Consider the following 26,019-nt stretch of genomic DNA (forward strand, 5'->3'; position numbering starts at 1 on the left):
TGCAAGGGCAAAGCGGTTAGTTTTGCTTTTAAATAAATTATTTATGAAGCATCAGCACGATCATGAGGTTGGGGGCCACAATCATGAACACGACCACCGCGGGATTTTTAATGAAAGGACAGAACTCTATTTTGCTATTTTTAGTGGGGTATTCTTTTTAATTGGTTTGATTTTGTCCACCCTATTTAATACCCCTACATGGGCTCCATTGGTGGGTTTTATATCAGCCTATTTTTTTGGAGGATATTTCACCTTGCTCGAAGCAATTGCCAAGATTCGCAAAGGCGAATTTGAAATTGATTTTTTAATGATAGTTGCCGCATTGGGGGCAGCATTTATAGATAGTTGGGGAGAAGGTGCCCTATTGTTGTTTTTGTTCAGTTTAGGCCACGCGTTGGAGCATTATGCCATGAATAAAGCCACAAAATCCATAAAGGCCTTAGGGGAGCTTTCCCCCAAGACGGCGTTTTTGAAAAATGGCAAGGATATTAGGGAAGTTCCTGTAGAGGATTTGAAGTTGAACGATATAATATTGGTAAAACCAAACACCAAGATATCGGCAGATGGGGTTATTGTAAAAGGGAGTAGTAGTATTGATCAGTCACCTATAACAGGAGAAAGTATTCCTGTGGACAAAACAGCGGTTCCCAATTTCAAAGATCTTCCGGAATTTAGTAAAATTGAAAAGTCGCACATTGTCTTTATGGGAACCATTAATGGAGATGCCATACTGGAGATTCAAGTTTTAAAATTGAATAAGGATGCCACCATTTCTAGATTGGTAAAAATGGTGAACGAGGTGGAAACCAAAAAATCGCCCACCCAATTGCTGACCAAAAAATTTGAAAAATGGTTCGTGCCAGCGGTGATACTTTTGGTCGTTAGTTTGAGTTTTGTTCATTTGATAATTGATGAGACCGTAAAAGAAAGCCTTTATAGGGCCATTAGTGTATTGGTAGCTTCAAGTCCTTGTGCCATGGCTATTTCAACACCGAGTGCTGTCTTGAGTGCCATTGCCAGGGCGGCCAAAAAAGGAGTGCTCATTAAGGGTGGGCGCACCTTGGAAGATTTGGGCAGCCTTACCACCATTGCTTTTGATAAAACAGGGACTCTTACCGAAGGCAAACCGAGGTTGACAAATGCCCTTCCCTTAAATGCATATGATATAAATGAGTTTCTGGTTATGGTGGTGGACGTTGAGAGTTTAAGCAATCACCCCTTGGCAAAGGCCATTACAAAGGACATTATAGAAAAATATGACATAGAAAGCCAACACCGTTCCTCCAATATGCAGGCCATTCAAGGGAAGGGTGTAAAGGCACAATATAACGGTGGGTATATTTTTATTGGAAATACGCAACTGATGGAGGAGGAGGGAATCCAAATTACAGCTGAAACCCAATATCAAATAAATCGATTACAGGAAGATGGACAGACGGTTATGCTGGTCGGGTATAACCAGGAGCTAATCGGATTGTTGAGTGTTATGGACGTTCCTAGAGAAAGTGCAGCTGCTACTTTGGTGCGACTAAAAGATATGGGAATAAAACAGATGATTATGCTTACAGGGGACGATCAAAAAGTGGGCGACTCTATTGCCAGACAAATAGGACTTACGGAGGCTAAAGGTAATTTACTCCCCGAAGACAAGGTAAAGGCCATACAAGAGTTTCAGGAAAAGGGTGTAAAAATAGCCATGGTAGGAGATGGCGTAAACGATGCGCCGGCAATGGCGAGTTGTACGGTAGGTATTGCAATGGGTGCTGCGGGGAGTGATGTGGCCTTGGAAACTGCAGACGTTGCCTTATTGTCGGACAGGATAGAAAGCCTTCCCTTTGTTATCGGGTTGAGCAGAAAATCAAAATTAATTATCAAACAAAACCTATGGATCAGCATGGGCGTGGTGACATTTTTAATACCAGCCACCCTTTTCGGATTTGCCAATATAGGTATTGCCGTAGCCATTCATGAAGGGTCAACCTTATTGGTGGTCATCAATGCTTTGCGACTGTTGCGTTTTAATCAGGATTAGTCATTGTTTTCAAAACTTATACCGTTCAGTATTTAAAAAATGAACGGCTGCCATGAATGGACCCTGGCAGCCGTTTGATTAAAATGAAACCAATGTATTATCAACACCATTTTACAGGCAGTTGAAATGGTTTGGATTCTTATTTAAATCCTATTTTAATGATGCCTTTATGACTAATTTTTATAGCTTCCAAAGGCGTCATATCAAAGGTTTTATCTTGCTCAACCATGTAATATTTCATCCCGGAAATCTTTTTTTGATCAAGGATTTTGGAAAAATTAATTTGGCCGTTACCTACTGGGGCGAACCTACCTTGATCGTCCATATCCTTAACATGCCACATTATGAACCTACCTGGATATCTTTTAAAATAAGCCACAGGATCTTCGCCAGCTTTGGTTACCCAATATAGGTCCATTTGAAAATTCACATATTTCGGATCGGTATTTTCGAGCAGATAATCAATGGTAACAACACCATCATCCCCTTTTTTAAATTCAAAATCATGATTGTGGTATAGAAGTTTCAATCCGGCTTTCTGACATTTTTCGCCAAGCGTGCTTAAAACTGAAGCAAGTTGTTTGTGGTCGTCCCTCAATCCCATAGGCGGTACCGGAATTACAAAGTATTTAAAACCTGCGGCTTTAACATCTGCGATCATGCTATCCGCATTTTCTAGCGTAACCCCGCCCTGATGTGTGCTAATAGGAGTAAGGCCTACCTCTTTAAGCAGTTTGCTAAATTCCTTTGGGGCCATGCCGTAAAATTTCCCATCCCTGTATCCTGCTGCTTCAATGTTTTTATAACCAGCATCAGCAACTGCCTTTAGCGTAGCTTTGACATCGGCGCCCATATTGTCCCGGACCGTATAGAGTGCCAGACCACCAACCTTTTGCTGGGCATTGGAAGTAAACATGCCAAAAATCAGAACTGGCAGAAATAATCCTTTTAATAATAATGTGAACAATGATTTTTTCATAATACTCTAGAATAATATTTTTCTAAAAGTAATATTTGTTTTAATAAATATCCTATAAAAAAATGGATAAAAAAATTTAAGGAATATGGTAAAGCTGCCACCATTATATTTTAAGATAAACCTTGATTTATCGAAACATTTTTTTAGGTTAATCTAAAAATAAATAATTACCTTTATATGAAGAAAGAATCTATGTTGTCCCAGACAGAAGAGAATTATTTAAAGGAAATTTATGCGTTGCAGGAAGGTAACCAATGGGCAGTCAGTACCAATTCAATTGCAGAAAAGATGCAAACTAAAGCGTCTTCTGTTACTGATATGTTGCAAAAACTTTCCAATAAGGGCTTGGTAGATTATACCAAATATAGAGGAAGTCGACTATCAGGAAAAGGAAACGACAAAGCCATTTCCATTGTTAGAAAACACCGTCTTTGGGAAACTTTTTTGGTAGAAAAATTGAATTTTCTTTGGGATGAAGTACATGATATTGCAGAACAATTGGAACATATTAAATCTGAAAAACTAATCAAAAAATTAGAGGCTTACCTTGGAAGCCCAAAGTTTGACCCACATGGTCATCCCATACCCAATGGCAATGGCGAGATAACCAAAGTAAACAGAGTAAGTCTTGCTGAGTTTAGAATTGAGGAAGTAGGGATATTTGTCGGTGTAAAGGATTCTTCGGATAGTTTTTTAAAATATTTGAGCAAGAATAAAATTGCAATAGGGGATACCTTGAAATTACTGTATATTGAACCTTTTGACAATTCCTTCCTTATTTATACCAATTCCAGGCAGTTTGTTATTTCAGAGAATGTAGCCAAAAACTTATATCTAAAAAGCGAATGAATACCTACAATCCCATAACGGCCCTAGCGGTGTTTTTTGCGCTATCAATTTTGGTGTATCTGCTTTTTAGACCTAACAGGGGATGGTTTTGGTTAATAAAATATAATTCAGCTTCCAACGATAAGATTGTGGTGGAGGATGTTTTAAAATTGTTGTATCACAATGAGAATGCGGATAAACATCTCAATGTAAATGATATCATTAGAACCTTAAAATACAATGACCGTTTAATTCTGGACTGTATTAATAAAATGTCTGACCATGAGTTAATTAGTATAGAGGGCGATGCTGTAAAACTGAAAAAAACCGGGATTGATTATGCCCTACGCATTGTTAGGGCACATAGACTTTGGGAAAAATTTTTGGCGGAAAAAACGGGATTCAAAGAAGCGGAGTGGCACGAGAGGGCGGAAAGAATGGAACATGAATTGTCTAAGGTTGATACTGATATTTTAGCGTCCAAATTGGGAAATCCGCAATTCGACCCACATGGAGACCCAATACCAACAAATACTGGAAAGATTGCAACAGTCAAAGGAATTCCTATTTCCAAGTTATCTACAGGAACTATAGGGAGAATTGTCCATATTAAGGATAAGCCCGATATAATTTACAAGCAGATTCTGGCAGAAAATATCCATATTGGTTCACTGATACGGATTGTCGAAAAAACACCTACTCGAATTGAGTTTCATTCCGAGGGCGAAGCTTTTGTTTTAGCGCCTATTATGGCCGGTAATATTACAGTTTCTGTTTTGGAAAAAGACGTAGTCTATGAGGAGGATTTGGCTAGGTTGTCCCTTTTAGGAGAAAATGAAACTGCCAAGATTATAGGTATATCCAAAGAAATTAGAGGAGATAGTAGGCGACGGTTGTTGGATTTGGGTTTTGTGAAAGGTGCTGAGGTCAAAATAGACCTTTTAAACCCCCTTGGCGACCCCAAAGCCTTTCTAATAAAAGGTACAAGTATTGCCCTGCGCCAAAATCAGGCCTCGAAAATATTAATTAAAAAAGATTAGATCATGGAAGTTAAACCCAAGAGTGCGTGTGAGAGCTGTGCCCAGTTCAATGCAGATGGATTAAAAAAGTTAGGGGTAAACACTAATGATTTTGACTTTGTAGTAGCCTTGGCCGGTAATCCGAACACTGGTAAAAGTACTGTTTTTAATGCCATGACAGGATTGCGCCAACATACGGGAAATTGGCCAGGAAAAACGGTAACCAGGGCTGAAGGTGCTTTTGAATATAATAAAGAGAAGTTTAAGTTGGTAGATTTGCCGGGCACCTATTCCTTACTTTCCACCTCGGAAGATGAAGAAGTAGCCCGGAATTTTATTCTTTTTGGGAAGCCATCAGTAACGGTGATTGTAGTGGACGCCAGTAGACTGGAAAGAAATTTGAATCTGGTTCTGCAAATTTTGGAAATCACCAATAATGCTGTCCTGTGTTTAAATTTAATGGATGAGGCAGAAAGAAATAATTTGGAAATTGACACCCGTACCTTGGCAAAGGATTTGGGTATCCCAGTAGTACCCACGAGTGCCAGGTATAATAAGGGAATCCCAGAGTTGATCCAGACCATAAGTGAATTGGCAAACGGTAAAATTGTCTGTAAACCCCATCGTTTAAAGAATATACCTAAAAACATAGAGCAGGCATTGGAGAAGTTGAGCACTGAGATAAAACAGGTGTATCCGGACATTCCAAACAGCAGGTGGATTGCGTTGAGGTTATTGGAAGGGGACAGAAATATCATTGAAACACTTAAAACAGGTGAATTCGTATAATTAAGCTTGATGAAAAATAATAAAATAGACCATATTATATCGCTTTCCAATGACCTTCGTTGGCAAATGGGAGATGAATTTCACGACAGTCTTGCCGAGGGAATTTACGCCGATGCTGCGGAGATAGTAAAGGCTTCTGTCCACAAAAAGGATGAAAAAGGAGCATTTAGGATAGACGCCAGAATAGATAAGATCATCACCAGCAAGGTTTGGGGGTTTCCGCTGATGTTTTTGATATTAGCTGTAGTTCTTTGGTTGACTATTGTTGGGGCCAATTATCCTTCGGCCATGCTGTCGGGATTGCTATTGGATACCATTCATCCAGCATTAAAGGGCATGGCTTCCAGCCTTGGCATGGCTTGGTGGTTGGATGGTTTTTTAATTGATGGAGTGTATTTGGCGGTGGCCTGGGTCATTGCAGTAATGTTGCCGCCCATGGCCATTTTCTTTCCTTTGTTTACCCTGTTGGAGGATTTTGGGTATTTGCCCAGGGTGGCCTTTAATCTGGACCATTTATTCAAATTGTCCGGAGCCCATGGTAAACAGGCATTGACCATGAGTATGGGCTTTGGTTGTAATGCAGCAGGTATTGTTGCGACTAGGATAATAGATAGCCCTAGGGAAAGATTGATTGCCATAATTACCAATAATTTTTCACTTTGCAATGGTCGCTGGCCAACGCAGATTCTAATAGCCACTATCTTTGTTGGGGCCTTGGTACCCGCTTCATTTTCGGGTATGTTATCATTGGCGGCCGTTATCGGAATTGCAGTTTTGGGCATGGTATTTATGTTTTTGGTGTCATGGGGCCTTTCCAAAACGGTATTGAAAGGAGAAGTATCCACCTTTAATTTGGAATTGCCTCCCTATCGTCCGCCAAGATTTTGGAAAACCATTTATACTTCCATAATAGACAGGACATTGATTGTATTGTGGCGGGCCATTGTATTTGCGGCACCAGCAGGAGCCGTTATTTGGCTTATTTCAAATATTTACCTGGGCGATGTCAGTGTTGCCGCATGGTTAATTGATTCTTTGGACGGATTCGGTTTCCTTTTAGGTCTTAACGGCGTAATCCTTGTAGCTTATATTGTAGCCATTCCCGCCAATGAAATTGTGATACCCACTATTTTGATGCTGACCGTGCTGGTAACAGGATTAACCGCCGGCTCAGGAGCAGGTGTCATGTTCGAATTGGATTCCGTAACTGCAACCGGAGATATTCTTAGAGCTGGGGGATGGACTTTATTGACGGCTATTAACCTAATGTTATTTAGTTTGTTGCACAATCCGTGCAGCACCACAATTTATACTATTTACAAGGAGACCAAAAGTGTTAAATGGACCGTTGTAGCTTCAATACTACCCGTTATTATGGGATTTGTGGTGACTTTTTTGGTAGCGCAGATATGGAGGTTGCTTGCGTAGATACTCCAACTCCATTATTGGTCTAAGTTAAGGGCACTTGGGTTTATAAGAATTGCAAAAACCTATTTCGTTATTCATATGCTCTTTTTAGATATCATTGTCGGTCTTAAAAAATATCCCAAGTAGATTTAAACGAGAATTAAGACCGGAAAAATGTATATGGAATTAAGTAAAAATGGGTTAAAACGATATAGGGGTACTCACCTCTAACTAGATTAAAATTACTAACTTGTATAAAAATTTAGATTATGCCAATATACATGGATCGTCACGAAATTCCTGAGGAAATCACTGCGGCGCATGTAGCACAAATGCATCGGGAAGACTTAAAAATAGAACACCTTTACGGTTGTAAGGGTATGACTTATTGGTGTGATGAAAAAAGGCGAACAGCTTTTTGCTTAATACAGGCACCTAATATAAAGGCTATCCAGGATATGCACAATCACGCCCACGGCGAAGTTCCACATAGGATTATTGAGGTGGAAGGTTCTATAGTAGAATCGTTTTTAGGTAGGATCGAAGATCCTGAAAAATCACAAAAGACAGAATTAAATATTATTAACGACCCTGCTTTTAGAACCATTATGGTCATTGGTTTAAGAAAGATATCCTTTGCAGGTATTGATTCAGAGTGCTTAAATGGGGAAATCCTACAGTACAATAAAGCCATTCTTAAATCCATTGAAAAATTTATTGGTCGAATTGTAAAACAAAAATCCGATTATTTTTTGTTATCCTTTAATTCAGTTACCAATGCTGTACTTTTTGCACAGGAAATTTATTCGGACCTAAAGGCATCTTCAAAGGAAGTTGATACGGTTATACAATTGAACATAGGATTACATGCTGGGGTTCCTGTGACAGAGAAGGACGGTATTTTTGAAGATACCATTAAAATGGCGGAACGCTTCTGTGATGTAATATATGGAAAAATCGTTATATCCCCGGAAGTACGTGAATTGTATGAAAGCGAGAATCTTAATGTTAAATTGGATCATGAAAATATAAAATCCCTTAATGTTGGAGACGAAAAATTCCTTAATCTGTTAATGGATTATACGGAGAAGGAATGGACCAATGCCGCTTTCAATTCCAGCGATTTCAGTAAAAACCTGGGATTTAGTAAATCCCAATTGTACAGGAAAATAATTGCTCTTACAGGGAAGTCCCCCAATAGCTTTATCAAAGATTACCGTTTGGAAAAAGCCCTGCAATTATTGAACAAAAACGCGAATAATATTTCTGAAACAGCATTTAAGACGGGATTTAACAGTCCTGCCTACTTCTCTAAATGTTTTATGGACAATTTTGGAATTCTCCCATCAGAATATATAAAGTCTTATGTTATATAGGTATTATTCCATGGAATTAATCTATGATTGAATTTTATAATCAATTGAATCAATTTTAGATGTCAGTTGCCTTTTCTTTCCCTAATTTTATATAAATAAAAATAACAATCACTTCAAATCCGAACGATTTGTGTGATTTTGCTGAAACCAAATCCTGCCATTAGACATGCCCAGGTTTTTGGAAGTGAAAACATCCCCCTCGTTTTCTGGCTTAACAGCCTTCATTGACTATTCCCCCTCTTAACAACTTACTTCGTTTAGGGGATAGGTTGAATTATGTAGAGTTCATCTTTACAAAATATGAATATCCTTTTTTTAATAAAAACTGATTATTGACATTAAAGAATTTTAGCCATGAAAATCGATGTAGATTATTCCAAATTAAAAGTTGCTGTAATCATTTGCATGTTTTTAACCAGTAGTCCATTTTTCGGACAAGGAAATCTTGAGGGAGAGAATGAAGTGGCCTTGGTTAGAACGCATACTGATAAAGATTTGCAATGGGCTCCTTGCCCATCTTTTATGCCCGAGGGCTGTACTATATCCGTATTGCACGCTAATCCCAACAACAGCAATTTGGATGTTTTCTTTAAAGTGCCCGCCAACTATGAAATACCTGCGCACTGGCATACTTCGGCCGAGCGCATGGTTCTTGTATCCGGCGAGTTAAGAGTTACCTATGAGGGGGAATTAGAGCATACAATGAAAGTTGGCTCCTATGCTTTTGGACCCTCTACAAAACCTCATACTGCAAAATGTGTGAGTGCCGATCCCTGTGTACTATTTATTGCCTTTGAAGAACCTTTGGATGCCTTTCCCTTGGTGCAAAATAAGTAAAGGTAAAAGCAGAATAGTTTTATAGAAAGAATTGAACAGAAAGGCTGATTATAATTATAATAGTTAGAATTATGGAAATGGTAATTGGTATGGATGCTGACCTCATTGCATCCTTTAAAAAAGAAATAAGGGGTGAAGTAATAATGCCTTCCGATGGCATATACAATAGTACCCGCAAGGTTTACAACGGTATGATAGATAAACATCCCGGTATGATCGTAAAGTGTGTGGATGTGGCAGATGTAATAGCTTCTGTAAACTTTGGAAGGAAAAACGATTTGTTAATCGCTGTCCGCGGTGGAGGACATAATGGAGGTGGCTTGGGCTTGTGCGAGGACGGATTGGTCATTGATCTATCCGGAATTAAATTCGTTCAAGTGGACACTTCCAATAATACGGTACGTGTTGGTGGCGGAAACCTTTGGGGGGAAGTAGATCATGCCACACATGCGTTTGGTTTGGCAATTCCGGCGGGGATAATTTCTACCACAGGGGTAGGAGGATTAACCTTAGGTGGGGGCGTAGGCTATCTTTCCAGGAAATTTGGACTTACCATAGACAACTTGTTGGAGGCCGATATGGTATTGGCCGACGGTTCTTTTGTTACCGTAAACGCAGAGCAGAATCCTGATCTTTTTTGGGCCATTCGTGGTGGTGGCGGTAACTTTGGAATTGTAACTTCCTTTAAATTTCAGGCCCATCCATTAAAAAACGTTATTGGAGGGCCTACATTATGGCCAATAGAGCAAACCGAGGAAATAATGGCTTGGTATGATGAATTTATACATAAGGCACCAGAAGATTTAAATGGGTTTATTGCAACCATGGTGATTCCCGGGCCTCCATTTCCAGAAAATTTGCACCACAAACAATTTTGCGGTGTGGTCTGGTGCTATACTGGACATCCTGATAAATTTGAAGAAATATTTAAACCCGTTTTGGCCAAAAAACCCTTGTTCGAACATGTGGGCGAAATGCCTTATCCTTCTATTCAAACACTGTTTGACGGACTATTGCCTCCCGGAATGCAATGGTATTGGAGGGCCGATTTTTTTAATAAATTAGGACCGGAAGTTAGAGCGAGCCATTTAAAATATGGCTCAAAAATTCCGACGCCACTTTCCCAGATGCATTTGTATCCAATTAGTGGGGCCGCAAGTAGGGTGGGGGATAAAGATACCCCGTGGGCCTATAGGGATGCAAAATACGCAGGTGTTATTGTAGGGGTAGATCCAGATCCGGCAAATGCTGACAAAATAACTAATTGGTGTAAGGATTATTATAATGAGTTGCATCCACATTCCTCTGGAGGTGCCTATTCCAATTTCATGATGGATGAAGGCCAGGAACGTGTAAAAGCAAGTTATAAGCATAACTACCAGCGATTGGCCCGTATAAAAAAACATTATGACCCCAAGAACTTGTTTAGGGTAAATCAGAATATCCTTCCTAGTAGCTAATGGCCGGCGAATTGTGTTGGCAAGCCATCTATTTGGCTTGTCCAACATATATTCCATCGAGGTCTTGAAGTCCACTTAACGGCCAATATTTTTGGGTTTTTTTACCTAAACCTTGTTTGGTTTCCTCGGTAATTAAAAGGATGCGATAGAATTGTCAAAAAAAATATTTTTTACAGCAATTAACTAATTTTTCTTTTGCTTCTTCGAGTTATTAGGTTTGCCCAAAGTGAACATAACAAAGCCAAAAAGGCCAAGGCAAGGGTATAGAAGTTTATAAGCTCGGCACTGGGCAACCAACCTGTTACTTTATGGATCAAAAAGGAAATATAGCTATTTGGCGGATTTTGTTCACCCAAGCGTCTTAGGATCCCATAATGCCAATCGGTTAAAAAACAATATCCCCAACCTTTCCAAATCCCCAACAAAACCCAAGACCCAAAGGTTAAAAGTAAGGTTATTAGATTAAGTTTTCGTGTACGTTTTAATATCCATCCGAATAAATTAAAAACTATGAGAACCGTATGGAAAACATAGAAAAAAGTATTGGCAATCCTTAAAAATAATTCATCCATAAGGAACAATGGTTGGTTTCTCCAAAAGGTAGTGAATTTTAGTCTCGCAGCGATTCCATCAATTATGAATTAATCCAAAAACATGATTAACATTTTATTATAATTAATATTTCGTAACTTTAAATTTGTATCATTCTCTCCCCTGAATTATTAACCTAATCTTTTATGGGTAATTCAGAATCAAAGAGTATAGACGAAAGGTTTCTTCTGAAATTGACTGAAATTATTCGTAATAATTTCGATAACGAACAATTTGGAGTTAAGGAAGCAGCCCGGATCTATGGGGTGAGTCGCTCACATTTACATAGGCAGCTAAAGAAGCTAACAGGTAAATCCGTTAGTCAGTTTATTCGCGAATTGAGGCTAGAAAAGTCTATGGAGTTGCTCCAAGAAGATTCTGCCACGGTTTCTGAAATTGCTTATTCCGTAGGTTTTCACAGTCCCACCTATTTTAATACTTGTTTTAAGGAGTATTTTGGCTTTACCCCAGGCGAAGCTAAAATACGCGAGCACCTAGAGCAGGAACGCCCGAAGTTAAAAAAATCCAGTAAGCGAAAATTGGTGTTAACCATAGCTTTGGGAATTCTCATTTTAATAATTGCATTTGGTTTTTTTCAGTACAATAGTATTTGGACTAAACCTCCAATTGACACTACCATAACTCCTCCATTGCCTACCAGCCACAGTACCAAGTCCATTGTGGTATTGCCCCTAAAGAATTGGAGTGGAGATCCCAAATTGGAATACATAAGTGATGGGATGACCGATGCAGTAATCAGCAGAATTTCTGAAATTAAGGAAATGGATAGAGTGGTACCTTTTACGTCCAGTCTTCAATTCAAGAACAGCGAAAAAAGTATGCCAGAATTGGCAAAAACACTTAACGTGTTTTACATTCTCGAAGGAAACTTTCAAAAACAGGGCAATAAGTTTAAAATAAATTTACGCTTAAATGACGGTCCCTTGAATAAGCTACTATGGTCTGGATCATATTCTGGAGAATGGAAGGCGAATGAAATATTCGAAATTCAATCCAAGGTTGCGGAAAATGTTGCTACAATAATGAATGTAAAACTTACCGAAAGGGACTATAATGCCTTCAAAGGCATACCCACAAAAAATGAAGAAGCCTATAATTATTATCTCCTGGCTCAATATCAAAACAATAAATTTAATCAGACATCATTTAAAAATGCTATTCCCTTATATGAAAAGGCCTTGGACTTGGATTCAACTTTTATTGAACCCTACCTTGGTCTCGCCGATATTTATGTAACTGGTGGAGCTGTTTGGGGCATGTATGGTGAGCAGGAAGCTTGGAGAAATGCCAAATATTATTTGGAAAAGGCTTCGCTAATTGATGGCGATAATATTCAATTATCCGATCAATTGCATATTGGTAAATTTTATTTTGATTGGAATTTTGAGGCTGTGGAGCAATATGTAGAAGAAACCTATGCCCGTATAGGTGCTGATAATTGGAACGAATATCTCTTTGTTGATTATTACCTTAAGACCGGTAAATATTCATATGCACTGTCAGAATTAAATAGGCTTATTTTTTTAGATCCGTCCTATGGGTGGTTATTTGCCATTAGGGCCTCAGTGATATTTTTCGTTTATTCCACGGAGGAAGCAAAAGAGGAATTAAGAAAATACGATCCCCTATTCATGGATGATATGTTCTATCTAAGGGAAGCGGCCAAATGGTATTATTATTTTGGAGCATACGATGCCTCCAAAGAAAAGCTGCAGCAATTGATGAATAATTTCACAGATCGGCCGCCAATTGTAGTATGGCTTAATGCCTTACATTATGAAATGGCCGATAATAGAGAGGGTGTTCAAGAAAGCCTCACCACCTTACAGAAACAATACAAGCAAGGTTCGTCTGGTAGTCCGGCCTGGTTTATGGCACTTTATTACTGTCATATACAAAATAGGGAGGAAGTATTCAATTGGCTTCAAAAATCCTATGATAACCACGAAGTGGAAATGACCTGGTTGCGCGCCGAGCCTTTGTTGGCAACATATAGGCAGGATTCAAGGTATTTGAATTTGTATAAGAAAATGAAGTTCCCCGTGCCTCCACTTACTATTCCGGATTAATACAATTGCGAGCATAAGTCTATTTTCATTTTTAATCAACATAGTTGTAAGGCTTTGAAACATTTGTTAAGTACTTCCAAAATGAATTGTAAGGAAAGTGTACATAGTTGTTATGTGTTGATTAACAATTAATTATAACTTAAGGTTTCTATAAATTAATAATAGTTTAAACTCCTTATCATGAAACAATTAGTAACACTTTTGATTTTTTTAGGTCTTTGCAGCATAGTCTATGCTCAGGAAGACAATGACGGAATTACCCCTGTAGCCTTGGATGCTATTACAGTTTCATCAGCTAATGCTGATTATTTGAGAAAGGTAACCGATGGCCAGACCTCGGAAGTGGTCCAGGAATTGCAATACAGAGTCGCCAACTTTGATGTAAGCTCATTATCTGAATACGATAAAGAGGCCATTAGTTCTTTCGAAGTTATTTTCAAAGCCAGTAATGGCGATATTATAGCCACCTATACACCTGATGGTTCAATTGTAAAAGCTTTTGAAGATTTTGACAATATTATACTTCCTCTGCCGGTAAGGAAAATGGTATTTGATGGAAATGATGGATGGAAAATGGAGAAGAACCGTTATATATGTATATTTTCCGAAGACGATTTAACCAAAAAGCAATACAAAGTCACTTTAACCGACGGGAACAAGAAGAAGAAAATGATTTTGAACTTTGATGAATAAAAAATTGATCCATTTGCAAAAACCTTGTTCTAAAGACAGGGTTTTTTTATGTTGCCCAACTACCAAATTAAGATTCGATAAAGTTTTCATTTTAAACCTACCTAGTAATATGTGCAGATGAATCGGGGAATAAGAGGTTCGAAGGTTATAGGGCATAGGGATGATAGCCTACAAGTTTCTATTCATATCGAAAAATTTATGTGGGCCGATTAGCACCGAATATTGGCTTTTAGAATGATAGCAGTGAGTATTCCTAGAAGAAATTAGTATTAAGTATTCGAACTTTGAATAATGTAACTAATATTCTGGTGTAGACATAGTCGTATTCATCAAGAATGCCCATTTTAGCCTGGTAATACACGATCGAAGTACTTTTCCTTGCTCTGTGCCCGGAGCCTTTCTTAACTCCTAAATAGTTAAGTTACAACGTACTTGAATTTGTAAAGGAAAGTATTCTCCCTAGGTACATTACCTTCTCACTATAGATTGAAATGCTTTTATTGCACTTTTTTCCCTTAAGGCAACCTAACTGTAAGGCTTTAGCACATTTATTAAGCAATTCCAAAATAAGTTGAAATGAAAGTGTTTATAATTGTTATGTGTTGATTAACAACTAATTATATCTTAGGGTTTCAATGAATCAATAATAATTTAAACAACCTTATCATGAGACAATTTGTAACACTATTGATTTTTTTAGGTCTTGCCTGCATGGTCTTTGCACAGCAAGACAATGACGGAATTACTGCTGTAACCTTGGATGCCATAACGGTTTCTCCAGTTAATGTTGATTATTTGCGGAAAGTAAATGATGGATATACTCCAGAAGTGGTTCAGGAATTACAATACAAAGCAGCCAACTTTGATGTAACCTCTTTAAATGAATACGATAAAAAGGACATTCATACTTTCGAAGTTGTTTTCAAAGCCAGCAACGGGGACATTATAGCCTCCTATACCTCCGATGGGTCTATTGTGACTGCCTTTGAAAATTTTGAAAATATCGTATTGCCCATGCCGGTAAGGAAAATGGTATTTGATGGAAATGAAGGTTGGAAAATGGAAAAGAATCGTTATATATGTGTATTTTCCGAGGACAATTTGACTAAAAAACAGTACAAAGTTACTTTGACAGATGGACATCAGAAGAAGAAAATGACCTTCGATTTTGATGAATAACAATTGTAGTACCGTACAGTTTATTACAACCTTATTCCTCCGATAAGGTTTTTTTTACGGGTGTTTATTCTCTGCTTCAATTGCTATATGTTTGGAATTGGGGAGATGGTGTCTATATTCCAAAAGAATTTATTGAAAGTGCCATGAAACACGGATTCTACTTATTTCATTACTTTTGCACTCAAATTTTAAATTGATAAATGAATGAAAAAAGTTTGTTCTGTGTTATTATTAACGGTTTTGTTTTCCGCATGTAAGGACTCCAACACCAAGGATAATCCAACCCCCCATAATTCCATGAATTCCAATAATAATCCGTTACTCGCTGTAAGTACCTTGCCTTATGGCGTGCCCGATTTTACCCAAATTAAAAACGAAGATTTCAAAGAAGCATTATTGCAAGGAATGGACGAAAAAAGAGAAATCATTGAAAAAATTGCAAGTAGTACGGAAGCTGCAACATTTGAAAATACGATACTGGCGCTGGAAATGAGCGGTAGTCTTTTAGAGCGTGTTCAAAACGTATTTTCGGCCCTAACAGGGGCACATACCAACGATACCCTGCAGGCCGTACAAGAAGAAATGGCGCCTAAATTCTCGGAACTTAGCGATGCCATTTATCTCAATGAAAAATTGTTTCAGCGTGTAAGAACCTTACACAGTAAAAAAGAAAATTTGGACTTGGATGCGGAATCCTTAAAATTACTGGAAAATTATTTTGAAGATTTCGAAATAGCCGGAGCCAACTTGTCGGAAGAAGACAAGGAAACATTAAAAACCTATAATTCGCGCTTGGCTACCCTAAGCAATACTTTCAATAAAACGCTTTTGGAGGCCAATAATGCCGGAGCCTTATTGTTCAAGGATAAATCCGAACTAGCCGGAATATCTGAATCCGGGTTGAAATCATTAAAAAATAAAGAAGATGAGGGTTGGAAGTTACCACTTCAGAATACTACTCAACAACCTTTGTTGCAATCGCTTGAAAAAAGGGCATCACGTGAGCGAATATTTAAAGCTGCCTGGTACAGGACAGATGGTTCCACTCATGATACCAAGGCCATTATCACAGAAATTGCTGAATTAAGAGCAAAAAAAGGAACCTTGTTGGGCTTTGTTAATTATGCGGAATGGAGCCTGCAAAACACCATGGCCAAAAAGCCGGAGAATGTGAATAAGTTGTTTAACGGACTTATTCCTGCCGCCACTGCTAAAGCGCAACAAGAGGCAGTCGAAATTCAGTTAATGATACAGAAAAAGGGAGGGGATTTCATCATGGCCCCATGGGATTGGAACTATTATGCCGAAATGGTGCGCAAGGAAAAATACGATTTGGACGAAAATCAGATAAAACCTTATTTTGAATTAAAGACGGTACTGGAAAAAGGGGTGTTCTATGCTGCAGAAAAATTATACGGAATTACATATTTGGTCAGGACCGATATCCCTACCTACCATGAGGATGTGTTGGTCTATGAGCTTTTTGAAGAGAACGGAGATCAATTGGGGTTGTTCTATGGCGATTTCTTTTCCCGCCCCAGTAAGCGGGGAGGGGCTTGGATGAGCAACTTTGTTAACCAATCCAAATTGTACAATAACAAACCTGTAATTTATAATGTTTGTAATTACCCCAAACCAACCCCAGGGGACCCGGCCCTGCTTACATACGATGAGGTGGAGACCCTGTTCCATGAATTTGGACATGCACTGCACGGCTTTTTTGCCGATCAACAATACCCATCTTTATCCGGTACCTCAGTGGCGCGCGACTTTGTAGAGTTTCCTTCCCAATTTAATGAAAACTGGGCCTTGTATCCGGAAATCCTGAAGAACTACGCCCTGCATTACAAAACCGCGGAACAAATTCCACAAGAGCTTATAGATAAGATAAAGAAATCGGGCACATTTAATCAAGGTTATAGCCTAACCGAAAATTTGGCGGCTTCAAACTTGGATATGCAATGGCATACCATTGAATCGGACACCAAAATAGAGGATGCAAATACCTTTGAAAAAGAGGCCTTGCATAAAACTAAATTGGATGTGGTTTGTGCCGTCCCACCACGTTATAGATCTACTTATTTTGCACACATTTTTGGCAGTGGCTATGCCGCAGGTTACTATTCCTACTTGTGGACAGAAATGCTGCACCATGATGCATACAATTGGTTTGAAACACATGGCGGACTTACTAGGGAAAACGGTCAACGTTTACGGGATATGATTCTTTCCCGTGGAAATACCTTGCCCTTGGAAGAAATGTACAAGGAATGGAGAGGAAACGATCCAAAAATTGAACCTATGCTAAAAGCCAGGGGTCTGCAATAATATAGGAAATTAATAAGTTATAATTCTAAATTGGAAGGGCCCCTTAGCAGGGGCCTTTTCTTTAGCCATTAATTGAGAACTTATAAATCAGAGCAAATTAGTTTTTGACCCCTTTAGGTTTAAGAATCGAATGCATTTCATCGAAAAAAATCTAAAAAATTGAGATGGTGGTAGGGTATACCCCATCTTTGGTTGTTATATATAGCCTTCAAATGTGGAGGTATACCAACAATTGCTAATTATTAAAAATTATAACTATGAAATTTAAACTATTTACATATGCAATGCTCGTTGTATTTACGGTTTTCATCTCTTGTACGGACAATGATGATAAGAACAATGATTATGGACGGCTTTCCGTCAATTTAACTGATGCGCCTTTTCCCCATGATCTGGTAGCGGAAGCAAACGTGACCATTTTTAAGATAGAAGCCCGTTTCAAAGGGGATTTGGACATTAATTCAGAGGCTGATGACAATTTGGATTCTTCGATGGAATCTGAAGAAAAGTCTTCTTTTGTGGTATTAATGGAAGAAGAAATTGAGGTAAACCTATTGGATCTTACGAACGGAGTTACCAAGAATTTGGCCGACCTTGATGTACCTGTTGGCACATACGACCTAGTAAGGGTATATGTTAAAGGGGTAAATGTAGTACTTACGGATGGCTCTACATTTGATTTAAAAGTACCTAGCGGAGAACAGTCCGGAATTAAGATCTTCATCAAACCTGGTCTTGTGGTAAATGGTGGTCTAAGTGCTGATTTATTGTTGGACTTCGACGTAAGCAAATCCTTTGTGGCCAAGGGCGGTGGCAGTAATTTGGAGAATATAACAGGTTTTAATTTTAAACCAGTCATCAAAGCTTGCAATATGTCCACGGCTGGAACCTTGGCCGGCATGGTGACAACACTTCAGGAAGTTGCATTGGAAGGGGCACAGGTAGCGGTTTTTGCAGGAGATACCTTAAATACAACAACTTTTACGGATGTTGACGGAAAATATATGGTTATGGGCTTAATGGCTGGAAGCTATGATGTTGAGGTAGAATTACCAACCTTCCAAAAGCAAACAGTTGTCGGTATAGAAATAGTTGCGGGAAATAAGACCTCCCAAGATTTTATTTTGGTGGCAGAATAAGCATATTTTATATGAAGTTAATAAGGTGGGTTTCATGGCCCACCTTTTTTTATGATTGTAAAAAGATAGACTGGATTTGCAAGACTTGGAGATTCAGTTTATGACATAATTCAAGATCAATGGTAGTTAACTTAAATAAATAGAAAACTCAAACCGTTGATAAAAAAAACCGAACAACTATAAACAGTCATACGGCTTTTATATACTAAAGTCGATTCTCTAATTGAGGGATGCCAATAATTTCTCGGCAACCAATTCTGAGGATGCGGGATTTTGTCCAGTAATTAAATTACCATCCTGCACCGCATAAGGAGCCCAATCGGATTCTTTGGAGTAGATACCTCCATTTGTTTTAAGCATATCTTCCACTAAAAATGGAACTACGGAGGTGAGTTGGACGGCTTCCTCTTCGGAATTTGTAAATCCGGTTACTTTTTTACCTTTTACCAAGGGGGATCCATCTTCATTTTTAACACCTTTTAAGGCAGCGGGAGCGTGACATACAAAAGCGATGGGTTTCTGCTGTTTATTAAAGGTTTCAATTAGACCAATCGAGGTGGCATCGTTTGCCAAGTCCCACAAAGGCCCGTGTCCTCCTGGGTAAAATACGGCATCATAATCGTTGGTATTAATTTCTGCCAATAACAGTGTATTTTTTATTTTATTTTGGGCCACAGCGTCATTTTTAAATCGCTCGGTATCTTTAGTACTGGCATCAGGAGTGTCGCTACTGGGGTCTATGGGTGCAGCACCACCTTTTGGCGTAGCCAATGTTATGTCCACTCCTTTATCCAAAAGGGTATAATATGGATTGGCGAATTCCTCGATCCAAAACCCCGTTTTCTTTCCAGTGTCCCCTAATTTATCATGAGAGGTCAATACAAATAATATATTCATTCGTTTTTGCTTTTTTAATGTTAATTAATAATCAAATATCAGCTCTAGTAATTAGACCTTTACAATCATTTTGCCTTCATTTTTGCCTTCGAATAAATCCAAAAATGCTTGAGGGGTATTTTCAAATCCTTCTACAATGGTCTCGGTATATGTTAATTTACCTTCTGCCAACCAAATTGATAATTGTTTTATGGCTTCTGGGAATTTCTCTGCATAATTAGACACAATAAAACCTTGCATTAGAGCACTGTTTTTTATCAAAAATGGTTGAACACTGACACTCTTGGGCACTTCAGTATTGTTGTATACGGATATGGCCCCGCAGATAATCATTCGGGCAAATTTGTTAATATTAAAAAGTACTGCATCCGATATTGGGCCGCCCACATTGTCAAAATAAACGTCCACACCATCGGGACAAGCTGTTCTAAGGGCTGCTCTCATGTCATCTGTGGTATTGTAGTTTATGGCATGGTCAAATCCAAATTTTGCGGTTAGCATTTCTACTTTTTCATCTGTACCTGCAATACCTACAACGTATAGCCCCAAAATTTTTCCTATTTGTCCAACAATACTACCCACGGCTCCAGCAGCTCCAGATACCACTAAGGTCTCCCCGGCTTTGGGTTTGCCAATTTGGGTGAGCCCACAATAGGCGGTTAAGCCGGTCATTCCCATAATACCCAAAAAGGCACTGAGCGGAGCTCTGTCCCTGTCTACTTTTATTAGTCCTTCACCTTTTGAAATTTGTTGGGTTTTCCAATCCATCATTCCAGAAACAAAATCACCTTCGTTAAATTTGTCATTCTTGGAGGCGATTACTTTTGCTATTATTCCAGAAGTAATAGGCTTTCCCAATTCAAAGGGCGCTACATACGATTTGGCATCGCTCATCCTTCCTCTCAAATAAGGGTCTACGGAGATGTACGTGGCCTCCAAAAGTATTTCACCTTTTTCAATATTTAAATCCGTCTCCTCTTTTATAAGTTCGAAATTTGAAAGGGTAGGCTTTCCTATGGGTCTTTGTTTTAATATTATTGTCTTAATCATAATTTGCTATTAGTTTATTGAGTTTTATTTTTTTATACTGCCCCAAGCAGCCTGGTAGGCGTCCTCCAAATGATCTTGGTTTAATTGAAAAACACCGCGTTGTTGCATCACCATAAGAAAGGAAAGGGGATTTATAGAGTACGCATATAATAGGTAGGGAGACAAAGGTTTTATAATACCCTCTCGCTTGCCTCGTTCCCATAGGTCAAGTAATGGTTGAAGGTGTTTTAGGCCTTCTTGTCTGCTAGCTTCATCGATCATGGGGGTATTGTCACATTGGGCCAAGAACATAGCTTCTTGCACTTCTTTTAATTTAAAATCGGCAATGCGTTTCCAAATTATCTCAAAACCTTCAGCCACAGGGATATCCGTATTATAATTTTTGAAGGCATAAGCGGTAAAGGCAGCCTTTACCTCTATATATACCTTATTTACCAAATCCTGCTTATTGTCGAAATACAAATAAATTGTAGCTGGGGAAACACTCGCCATTTTCGCAATTTTGGACATTGGCGTGGCGTGAAATCCATTATTGTTGACTAGGTGAATGGTCGCCTTTACCAAAGCATTTCGCTTTTCAATACTTTTTTGTAATTGTGCCATTATATGTACTAGGTTTATTTAGGGGACATCGTTGACATCCATAACATAATTCTGGTGCAAAGATAAGACTAAAATGAATGTTCATTCTTTTTTTAACAAAGAATTAATTTTGAAGGGTTTTGAGAGAAGAGGTGAATTATGGATAGTTAAATCTCAATTTCTTATGTATTATAAATTAAGGAGTCTCCGTTAATTATAGGCGTAAGAACATAGGTTGTTCAAAAATAGGAATATATACCAATTACTGACATTCCCTAGAAAACTGTGGCTATCTTTGCCGAAAATTATTATATGTCAAAGCAGTTTTCTGATTTAGGAATTAACGAACACCTACTTCAAAGTTTAATAGACCAGCAAATATCAGTGCCCACTGATATTCAGAAGAAAGTAATTCCTGTGATTTTGGAGCAAAACAAGGATGTAGTTGCTCTGGCGAAAACAGGAACCGGTAAAACAGCTGCTTTTGGGCTGCCCTTATTACAATTGATTGATACAAATAATGGCAATATACAATTGGTAATATTGGCGCCTACGCGGGAACTGGGACAACAGATTTATGCAAATCTGGTTTCCTTTTCCACCCATAGTCCGTCTATTTCCATTGCTTCCATATGTGGTGGAATCCCTATTAAACCTCAAATTGAACGTTTAAAGACAGCCACCCATATCGTCATAGCCACACCAGGTCGACTTGTGGATTTGGTAAAACGGAATGCCATCAATATTAAAGATATCAAGTATTTGGTTTTGGATGAGGCCGATGAAATGGTAACTGCCTTAAAGGTGGACTTGGATAATATTATTTCAGAAATCCCAAAATCCAGAAGAACATTATTGTTTACGGCCACCATGCCGGGAGCCTTAAAGCAATTGATCCAGAATTATATGTCCAAACATGTGGTTCAGATAGAAGCGGACATGGCTACTGCAGGGCATCAGGGTATAGAGCATAGGTATGTTGTAGTGGAACCCATAGAGAAATTGGAAGTGCTGTTACACTTTTTAAAGTCAAGGGAAGGCGAAAGGGGAATTATTTTTTGCAAGACCAAAGCGGCGGTCAATAAATTAGGGAAAAATTTGGCGATAAATAAATTTAGATCAGGTGCAATCCACGGTAGTTTAACCCAGGGAATTAGAGATCGGGTGATGGGACAATTTAGGGAAGGTAATATAGACATAATGGTGGCGACGGATCTGGCAGCACGTGGTATCGATGTTAAAGAAATATCCTATGTAGTAAACTATCATTTACCGGATACATATGACACCTATGTCCACAGAAGTGGACGTACCGCTAGGGCAGGGGCAGAGGGATTTTCATTAAGCGTTATCCAAAAAGAGGAAGTGGAGGATATAGCCGATTTTGAAAAGGAGTTGGGAATAGATTTTAAGGAATTTAAAAAGGCGGATGCCCAAAGTATAGAAGAAAACAATGCCTTGATATGGGCTAACAAAATATTCAAGACCAAACCCAATCGAAATATTTCACAGGAGTTTAGGGAAGAAATAAGAACAGTTTTCCATCATTTGACCAAAGAGGAACTTATAGATAAGATATTGGCGAATTACTTGGTGCAATCTACCGGTCACGGTCCAAAAGTAGAAACGCCTAAAAAGAAAAAATCAAAAAAATAGCCATGGCAAATAACATTAAAGACCAGGAGGATGTTTTAGCAAAACTAAATATCCATCAGTTGAACCCCATGCAGGAGGAAGCTATTGCCGTAATTGGAAAAAACACCAACACCATTATTTTGTCGCCAACGGGTACAGGCAAAACATTGGCTTTTTTGTTGCCATTGATAGACACTCTAGATCCCAATAGTGACGAAGTACAGGCACTGATATTGGTACCTACGCGTGAATTGGCCATACAAATTGAACAGGTAGTTAGAAATATGGGGACTGGCTATAAGGTAAATGCCGTTTATGGCGGACGCCCAATGTCCAAGGATAAGATTGAAATTAAACATAATCCTTCTATTTTAATAGGAACACCAGGGCGTATTTTGGATCATTTTGATAGTGACCGGTTCTCAAAGGAAAGTATTAAAACCTTAGTATTGGATGAGTTTGACAAGTCGCTGGAAATAGGTTTTGAGGAAGAAATGGAGGGAATTCTCAGTGAACTGCCCAATATCAGCAAAAGGATTTTGACTTCCGCTACACAGGGAGCTGAGATTCCAAGTTTTGTTAAATTGGACCAACCAGTACTAATCGATTATTTAGAGGAAGAAGTTGGTTCAAAATTAGCAATTAAGATCGTGTTATCGCCGGCGAAGGATAAATTGCCAACACTATTGGAGCTGTTGCAACACTTGGGAAATCAGCCGGGAATCATTTTCTGTAATTTCAGGGATAGTATAGAGGAAGTGAGTTCTTTATTGGAGAAAAATAAAATTGGGCACACTTGCTTTTCCGGAGGAATGGAACAAAAGGATAGGGAGCGCTCCCTTATTAAATTCAGAAACGGAACCAGTCAAATTTTAATCGCCACGGATTTGGCTGCGAGGGGAATAGATATCCCGGAGTTAAAATATATAATTCATTACGAACTTCCACATTCTGAGGAGGAATTTATCCATAGAAATGGGAGAACGGCACGGGTAAATGCCAAAGGAACTGCCTACGTGTTAAAATGGGAAAAGGAGCGATTGCCTGAGTTTATAAAGGATACTGGCGATATGGATATCTCCAAAAAAGCGGCACCTATGAAACAGTTTTGGGAAACCTTGTTTATTTCAGGAGGAAGAAAAGACAAAATTTCCAAGGGTGATATTGCTGGGCTGTTTTTTAAACAAGGGAATGTCAACAAGGATCAATTGGGGGAGATAGAATTGAAACAGGACTGCGCTTTTGTTGCCGTTCCTTTGTCGATTGCCAATCAATTGGTGGAAAAATTGAACAATTCACGTTTAAAAAAGAAAAAAGTTCGCATTACGGTTCTATAATTTTTTTGAGTAAAAACTAGATATTTATCCGTTGGAATACCTTAAAAATGAAAGAAGATCTAAAAGGGAATAAAGCTGCAATCACTCCAGAGGAGATTGATAATTGTATTGCACTCTTGCAGCAATTAGTGGACCATACAGATCAGATATTCGATATTCCAAAAGAAAAAAGAACCGCCTTAATAAAGGTATCGGGCCAATTTTCCAGACCCAATAGGGAAGAATTTTCCAGAAGAAAAAAAGACGGCAAGAAAAGTGCCCAACGTAAAAAAGCTGCAAGGGACAAAAAGGCCCGTAAGGAAACAGGTATTAGAAATGCACGTGAGGCCCACATATTTGTAGCCCCTAAACTTTTGCCTTCTGCAGAATTGATCGATCATAAAAAACAGGAACTGGAGGTATCAAGGAACTGTTATGTTTGTAAAACGGAGTTTAGCGAATTGCATCATTTTTATGATACTATGTGCATAAAATGTGGTGATTTCAACTATGCCAAGCGTTTTCAAACAGCTGATGTAAAAGGGCAAGTTGCCGTTGTAACTGGCTCTAGATTAAAAATTGGTTATCATATTACTTTAATGTTATTACGTGGCGGGGCCACTGTTATCGCTACGACCCGGTTCCCTGTTGATTCGGCATTGCGCTTTTCCAAGGAGGATGATTTTATGGAGTGGGGGCATCGATTAAAAATACATGGCCTGGATTTACGTCATATCCCAAGTGTGGAAATATTTTGTAATTATATAGAGCGGCAATATGAACGATTGGATATTCTAATCAATAATGCAGCCCAGACTGTACGACGGCCCGCTGGCTTTTACCATCATTTGATGTCCAACGAAGAAAGCCCCATAAAATTACTTCCTCCAGATGCACAAAAAGTTTTGAGCGATCATACAAGTTGTTTACAGGAATTAAAAGAGTTAACCTCTGGAGCATCCCCCAATCGGAATATGCCGGTTAGCTGGCATGGACCGGAAGCGGGAATTGGAATAAGGGCTTCGGCCAAATTATCCCAAATTCCCTATAGTTTTGATAATGTCTTGGTGGCAAAAGAGGTATTTCCCACAGGGGAATTGGATGCCGATCTACAACAGGTGGATTTACGCAAAACAAATAGTTGGCGGCTTAAATTGGGAGAAATTGAAACTACCGAAATGTTGGAAGTACAATTGGTGAATGCTGTTGCCCCTTTTGTATTGTGCAACCGTTTGGCGGAATTAATGAAGAAGGAGAACACAGGACAAAAACATATCATTAATGTTTCGGCAATGGAAGGGAAGTTTCATCGTTCTTTTAAGGAATCACGCCACCCACATACCAATATGGCCAAGGCCGCTTTAAATATGCTTACTCATACCGCTTCAGGGGAATTGGCCAAAGCAGGAATATTTATGAATGCCGTGGACACCGGATGGGTTACGGATGAAGACCCAGCTGAACTATCTAAAATGAAACAGGAAGTCTATGATTTTCAACCGCCCTTGGATATTGTGGATGGTGCTGCTAGGGTGTTGGATCCTTTAATTGATGGAATTAATACCGGAAAACATTGGTCAGGTAAATTCCTGAAGGATTACTTTCCAATTGGTTGGTAATCATATCCCGCCAAATTACAGTTTGAATTTACTCAATAAGTGAGATTTGAATGCACAGATGCTTGGGGCGGAATATTAGCTGTAGTTTCCATCCGATGCCTTATGGGATTCCCCTGAAGTAATTGACTTCAATCTGAAAAAAACAGACCTATTTACCGGAATACAAATTCTAT

The 26,019-nt window shown here is 38.8% G+C and carries 19 protein-coding genes and 1 pseudogene; 15 read left to right on the plus strand and 5 right to left on the minus strand.

What is annotated here, in order from left to right; genetic code table 11:
- The first annotated feature begins 43 nt into the window (after window positions 1-43).
- Window positions 44-2,032: a heavy metal translocating P-type ATPase gene (locus CWD91_RS12300; protein ID WP_103441250.1), complete on the plus strand. Its 1,989-nt coding sequence runs from the start codon at window positions 44-46 to the stop codon at window positions 2,030-2,032.
- A 139-nt stretch (window positions 2,033-2,171) separates the two neighbouring features.
- Here the strand turns inward: CWD91_RS12300 and CWD91_RS12305 are convergent, their stop codons facing one another.
- A complete protein-coding gene (locus CWD91_RS12305) occupies window positions 2,172-3,011 on the minus strand; it encodes a sugar phosphate isomerase/epimerase family protein (protein WP_103441251.1) in 840 nt (279 codons plus the stop codon).
- 177 nt (window positions 3,012-3,188) lie between these two features.
- On the opposite strand from CWD91_RS12305, the gene CWD91_RS12310 reads away from it, so the two are divergent.
- From CWD91_RS12310 to CWD91_RS12335, 6 genes and pseudogenes are all read left to right on the plus strand, one after another.
- Window positions 3,189-3,860: a metal-dependent transcriptional regulator gene (locus tag CWD91_RS12310; protein WP_239985756.1), complete on the plus strand. Its 672-nt coding sequence runs from the start codon at window positions 3,189-3,191 to the stop codon at window positions 3,858-3,860.
- Window positions 3,857-4,879 carry a metal-dependent transcriptional regulator gene (locus CWD91_RS12315; protein ID WP_103441252.1) on the plus strand — a complete coding sequence of 341 codons (1,023 nt, stop codon included), beginning with the start codon at window positions 3,857-3,859 and terminating at the stop codon, window positions 4,877-4,879. Before CWD91_RS12310 ends, CWD91_RS12315 begins: the two co-directional genes overlap by 4 nt.
- Before the next feature lie 3 nt (window positions 4,880-4,882).
- A pseudogene (gene feoB / locus CWD91_RS12320) lies at window positions 4,883-7,075 on the plus strand (ferrous iron transport protein B).
- A 248-nt stretch (window positions 7,076-7,323) separates the two neighbouring features.
- Window positions 7,324-8,430, plus strand: a complete 1,107-nt coding sequence (locus CWD91_RS12325) for a nickel-binding protein (RefSeq protein ID WP_103441253.1) — start codon at window positions 7,324-7,326, stop codon at window positions 8,428-8,430.
- A 354-nt stretch (window positions 8,431-8,784) separates the two neighbouring features.
- Window positions 8,785-9,267 carry a cupin domain-containing protein gene (locus CWD91_RS12330; protein WP_239985757.1) on the plus strand — a complete coding sequence of 161 codons (483 nt, stop codon included), beginning with the start codon at window positions 8,785-8,787 and terminating at the stop codon, window positions 9,265-9,267.
- Window positions 9,268-9,344: 77 nt separating this feature from the next.
- The gene (locus tag CWD91_RS12335) at window positions 9,345-10,727 is read left to right on the plus strand and encodes an FAD-binding oxidoreductase (RefSeq protein ID WP_192877669.1); all 1,383 of its coding nucleotides are present in this window, start codon (window positions 9,345-9,347) and stop codon (window positions 10,725-10,727) included.
- Between the two features lie 179 nt (window positions 10,728-10,906).
- On the opposite strand, the gene CWD91_RS12340 is transcribed toward CWD91_RS12335, so the two are convergent.
- On the minus strand, window positions 10,907-11,299 hold the full coding sequence (locus tag CWD91_RS12340) for a DUF2784 domain-containing protein (protein ID WP_103441255.1): 393 nt from the start codon (window positions 11,297-11,299) through the stop codon (window positions 10,907-10,909).
- Between the two features lie 165 nt (window positions 11,300-11,464).
- Between CWD91_RS12340 and CWD91_RS12345 the strand changes: the two genes are divergently transcribed.
- The 5 genes from CWD91_RS12345 to CWD91_RS12365 all read left to right on the plus strand — a co-directional run bounded on the left by CWD91_RS12345 (window position 11,465) and on the right by CWD91_RS12365 (window position 18,747).
- Window positions 11,465-13,408 carry a helix-turn-helix domain-containing protein gene (locus CWD91_RS12345; RefSeq protein ID WP_103441256.1) on the plus strand — a complete coding sequence of 648 codons (1,944 nt, stop codon included), beginning with the start codon at window positions 11,465-11,467 and terminating at the stop codon, window positions 13,406-13,408.
- 180 nt (window positions 13,409-13,588) lie between these two features.
- Window positions 13,589-14,101: a hypothetical protein gene (locus CWD91_RS12350; protein ID WP_103441257.1), complete on the plus strand. Its 513-nt coding sequence runs from the start codon at window positions 13,589-13,591 to the stop codon at window positions 14,099-14,101.
- 666 nt (window positions 14,102-14,767) lie between these two features.
- A complete protein-coding gene (locus CWD91_RS12355; protein WP_103441258.1) occupies window positions 14,768-15,280 on the plus strand; it encodes a hypothetical protein in 513 nt (170 codons plus the stop codon).
- A 204-nt stretch (window positions 15,281-15,484) separates the two neighbouring features.
- Window positions 15,485-17,608: a M3 family metallopeptidase gene (locus tag CWD91_RS12360; RefSeq protein ID WP_103441259.1), complete on the plus strand. Its 2,124-nt coding sequence runs from the start codon at window positions 15,485-15,487 to the stop codon at window positions 17,606-17,608.
- Between the two features lie 257 nt (window positions 17,609-17,865).
- A complete protein-coding gene (locus CWD91_RS12365) occupies window positions 17,866-18,747 on the plus strand; it encodes a DUF4382 domain-containing protein (protein WP_103441260.1) in 882 nt (293 codons plus the stop codon).
- A gap of 219 nt (window positions 18,748-18,966) precedes the next feature.
- Here the strand turns inward: CWD91_RS12365 and CWD91_RS12370 are convergent, their stop codons facing one another.
- The 3 genes from CWD91_RS12370 to CWD91_RS12380 are packed head-to-tail and all read right to left on the minus strand — an operon-like array spanning window position 18,967 to window position 21,297.
- Complete coding sequence (locus CWD91_RS12370; protein WP_103441261.1) at window positions 18,967-19,644, minus strand: type 1 glutamine amidotransferase domain-containing protein; 678 nt, start codon at window positions 19,642-19,644, stop codon at window positions 18,967-18,969.
- Window positions 19,645-19,695: 51 nt separating this feature from the next.
- Window positions 19,696-20,694, minus strand: a complete 999-nt coding sequence (locus tag CWD91_RS12375) for an NADP-dependent oxidoreductase (protein WP_103441262.1) — start codon at window positions 20,692-20,694, stop codon at window positions 19,696-19,698.
- Between the two features lie 24 nt (window positions 20,695-20,718).
- Window positions 20,719-21,297 (minus strand): TetR/AcrR family transcriptional regulator, encoded by a 579-nt coding sequence (locus CWD91_RS12380; protein WP_103441263.1) that lies wholly within the window; start codon window positions 21,295-21,297, stop codon window positions 20,719-20,721.
- A 291-nt stretch (window positions 21,298-21,588) separates the two neighbouring features.
- Between CWD91_RS12380 and CWD91_RS12385 the strand changes: the two genes are divergently transcribed.
- Genes CWD91_RS12385 through CWD91_RS12395 form a run of 3 tightly spaced genes read left to right on the plus strand, consistent with a single transcriptional unit; the run spans window position 21,589 to window position 25,846 of the window.
- Window positions 21,589-22,932: a DEAD/DEAH box helicase gene (locus tag CWD91_RS12385; RefSeq protein ID WP_103441264.1), complete on the plus strand. Its 1,344-nt coding sequence runs from the start codon at window positions 21,589-21,591 to the stop codon at window positions 22,930-22,932.
- Between the two features lie 2 nt (window positions 22,933-22,934).
- Entirely contained in the window at window positions 22,935-24,248 is a 1,314-nt protein-coding gene (locus tag CWD91_RS12390; protein WP_103441265.1) for a DEAD/DEAH box helicase, read from the plus strand.
- A gap of 47 nt (window positions 24,249-24,295) precedes the next feature.
- Window positions 24,296-25,846 carry an SDR family oxidoreductase gene (locus tag CWD91_RS12395; RefSeq protein ID WP_103441266.1) on the plus strand — a complete coding sequence of 517 codons (1,551 nt, stop codon included), beginning with the start codon at window positions 24,296-24,298 and terminating at the stop codon, window positions 25,844-25,846.
- Window positions 25,847-26,019 lie beyond the last annotated feature (173 nt).

The organism is Arenibacter hampyeongensis (assembly GCF_002909255.1).
GTDB classification, from domain to species: Bacteria; Bacteroidota; Bacteroidia; order Flavobacteriales; family Flavobacteriaceae; genus Arenibacter; species Arenibacter hampyeongensis.

Bases quoted from the DNA above. Each gene is read 5' to 3' on its own strand.
- CWD91_RS12300 (WP_103441250.1), top strand. From the start codon at position 44: ATGAAGCATCAGCACGATCATGAGGTTGGGGGCCACAATCATGAACAC.
- CWD91_RS12305 (WP_103441251.1), bottom strand. From the start codon at position 3,011: ATGAAAAAATCATTGTTCACATTATTATTAAAAGGATTATTTCTGCCA.
- CWD91_RS12310 (WP_239985756.1), top strand. From the start codon at position 3,189: ATGAAGAAAGAATCTATGTTGTCCCAGACAGAAGAGAATTATTTAAAG.
- CWD91_RS12315 (WP_103441252.1), top strand. From the start codon at position 3,857: ATGAATACCTACAATCCCATAACGGCCCTAGCGGTGTTTTTTGCGCTA.
- CWD91_RS12325 (WP_103441253.1), top strand. From the start codon at position 7,324: ATGCCAATATACATGGATCGTCACGAAATTCCTGAGGAAATCACTGCG.
- CWD91_RS12330 (WP_239985757.1), top strand. From the start codon at position 8,785: ATGAAAATCGATGTAGATTATTCCAAATTAAAAGTTGCTGTAATCATT.
- CWD91_RS12335 (WP_192877669.1), top strand. From the start codon at position 9,345: ATGGTAATTGGTATGGATGCTGACCTCATTGCATCCTTTAAAAAAGAA.
- CWD91_RS12340 (WP_103441255.1), bottom strand. From the start codon at position 11,299: ATGGATGAATTATTTTTAAGGATTGCCAATACTTTTTTCTATGTTTTC.
- CWD91_RS12345 (WP_103441256.1), top strand. From the start codon at position 11,465: ATGGGTAATTCAGAATCAAAGAGTATAGACGAAAGGTTTCTTCTGAAA.
- CWD91_RS12350 (WP_103441257.1), top strand. From the start codon at position 13,589: ATGAAACAATTAGTAACACTTTTGATTTTTTTAGGTCTTTGCAGCATA.
- CWD91_RS12355 (WP_103441258.1), top strand. From the start codon at position 14,768: ATGAGACAATTTGTAACACTATTGATTTTTTTAGGTCTTGCCTGCATG.
- CWD91_RS12360 (WP_103441259.1), top strand. From the start codon at position 15,485: ATGAAAAAAGTTTGTTCTGTGTTATTATTAACGGTTTTGTTTTCCGCA.
- CWD91_RS12365 (WP_103441260.1), top strand. From the start codon at position 17,866: ATGAAATTTAAACTATTTACATATGCAATGCTCGTTGTATTTACGGTT.
- CWD91_RS12370 (WP_103441261.1), bottom strand. From the start codon at position 19,644: ATGAATATATTATTTGTATTGACCTCTCATGATAAATTAGGGGACACT.
- CWD91_RS12375 (WP_103441262.1), bottom strand. From the start codon at position 20,694: ATGATTAAGACAATAATATTAAAACAAAGACCCATAGGAAAGCCTACC.
- CWD91_RS12380 (WP_103441263.1), bottom strand. From the start codon at position 21,297: ATGGCACAATTACAAAAAAGTATTGAAAAGCGAAATGCTTTGGTAAAG.
- CWD91_RS12385 (WP_103441264.1), top strand. From the start codon at position 21,589: ATGTCAAAGCAGTTTTCTGATTTAGGAATTAACGAACACCTACTTCAA.
- CWD91_RS12390 (WP_103441265.1), top strand. From the start codon at position 22,935: ATGGCAAATAACATTAAAGACCAGGAGGATGTTTTAGCAAAACTAAAT.
- CWD91_RS12395 (WP_103441266.1), top strand. From the start codon at position 24,296: ATGAAAGAAGATCTAAAAGGGAATAAAGCTGCAATCACTCCAGAGGAG.